The following is a 1,420-nucleotide window of genomic DNA, read 5'->3' as shown; positions in this document are numbered from 1 at the left end:
CCCAAGCCGCCGGTTTCCAGCGCCTGTCCCTGCCCATGGACCAGAACGGCCCCGGTTTATCCGGCGCCATCTGGTATCCGTGTGCGGCGCCCGCCGCCGAGATCAAAGTCGGCCGGACCCCGATCGCCGGCGTTCTGAACTGCCCGGTGCCTGAAGGCCGGCATCCGCTTATCGTCATGTCGCATGGGTCCAGCGGCTCGTTCCTGGGCCATCACGACACCGCTGCCGCGTTGGCCAATGCGGGTTTCGTGGTCGCGGCGGTCAACCATGTGGGCGACAACTGGGAGGACCGGTCGCGGTAGGGGTATCTGTCGATTTTCTCGACGCGCCCGCGGGAAGTGCGGCGGCTGATCGACTACATGACGACCGCCTGGCCGCAGAAGGCGAAGGTGGATGACGGCAAGATCGGCATTTACGGCTTTTCACGCGGCGGCTATACCGCGTTGGTGCTGGCGGGCGCCGTGCCGGATTTCCGGCAGGGCCTCGCCATCTGCCAGAGCATGCCGACGCTGCCGATGTGCCGCGATATCGCGGCTGGAAAGATCCCGCAGCAGCCTTACGTGCACGACGACCGCATCAAGGCGGCCGTCATCGCGGACCCGTTGAACGCGTTTCCGGGCGATGCGTTGAAGGCCGTGAAGATCCCTGTGCAATTGTGGGCGTCGGAGCGGGGCGGCGATGGCGTCAGCCCTGCCAGCGTGGAGGCGGTGCGCCAGGGACTGCCCGCCGCGCCGGACTTTCACGTGGCGACGGGGGCGGGGCACTTCGATTTCCTGGCGCGTTGCCCCGCGGAGCAGGCCGAGACCTTGTCCGTGTACTGCATGGAGGCGGCGGGCTTCGACCGCCAGCAGTTTCACCAGGACCTGAATGCGAAGGTCGTGGAGTTCTTCAAAGAGTATCTGTAGGCCAAGCCAGGCCATTTCAGATTCGATCAGGCCCGGCCCACATCAGGGGCCCGACCTGGCCCGGCCCGGCCCGGCAGTCCTGGCCCCGCCTACGCCATGACCAGCGCGCGATGTACGCACACGCCCGCCATCACGCCTGAGGCGCTGGCAAGCGTCGCGTTGCTCATCGGAATGGCGGCGTCCCCCGCGGCGAAGACGCCGGGGACCGTCGTTTGCCTGAACTCGTCGGTGCGGATCACCGGGCCGAGCGGACCGTCGTCGAACGCGCAACCCAGCTGCATCGCGAGCGGGCTGGCCATATGGGTCTTGCTGGCGACGAACAGCGCGTGCACCGCCATGCGACGCCCATCGGCGAGCTTGACGGCATCCAGCGCCGGCGCCGTGCCCATGAGTTCCACGATGGGCGTGCGTTCGACACGCACGCCGCGCTTGTCCAGCAGCGCTGCCTGTTCCGCATCCGGTTCGAATTCGCCCTGCGTGAAATACGTCGTGGGCCCCCAGTCCGGCAGCAGCAC

At 67.6% G+C, this 1,420-nt stretch carries 3 protein-coding genes; 2 read left to right on the top strand and 1 reads right to left on the bottom strand.

From position 1 onward, the window contains the following. Both ACO6D5_RS16185 and ACO6D5_RS16180 read left to right on the top strand, forming a co-directional pair. Window positions 1-302, top strand: a 302-nt coding sequence (locus tag ACO6D5_RS16185; RefSeq protein WP_485825933.1) for an alpha/beta hydrolase, incomplete at its 5' end; no start/stop codon positions are given. Window positions 303-359: 57 nt separating this feature from the next. Then, a complete protein-coding gene (locus tag ACO6D5_RS16180; RefSeq protein WP_485825932.1) occupies window positions 360-905 on the top strand; it encodes an alpha/beta hydrolase family protein in 546 nt (181 codons plus the stop codon). A gap of 89 nt (window positions 906-994) precedes the next feature. On the opposite strand, the gene ACO6D5_RS16175 is transcribed toward ACO6D5_RS16180, so the two are convergent. After that, a partial coding sequence (locus tag ACO6D5_RS16175) for an FAD-dependent oxidoreductase (RefSeq protein ID WP_485825931.1) occupies window positions 995-1,420 on the bottom strand: 426 nt, incomplete at its 5' end.

It is taken from the genome of Achromobacter sp. (assembly GCF_057314935.1).
Note: the sequence above shows the minus strand (reverse complement) of the source record. Positions and strands in the feature narration are given on the sequence as shown.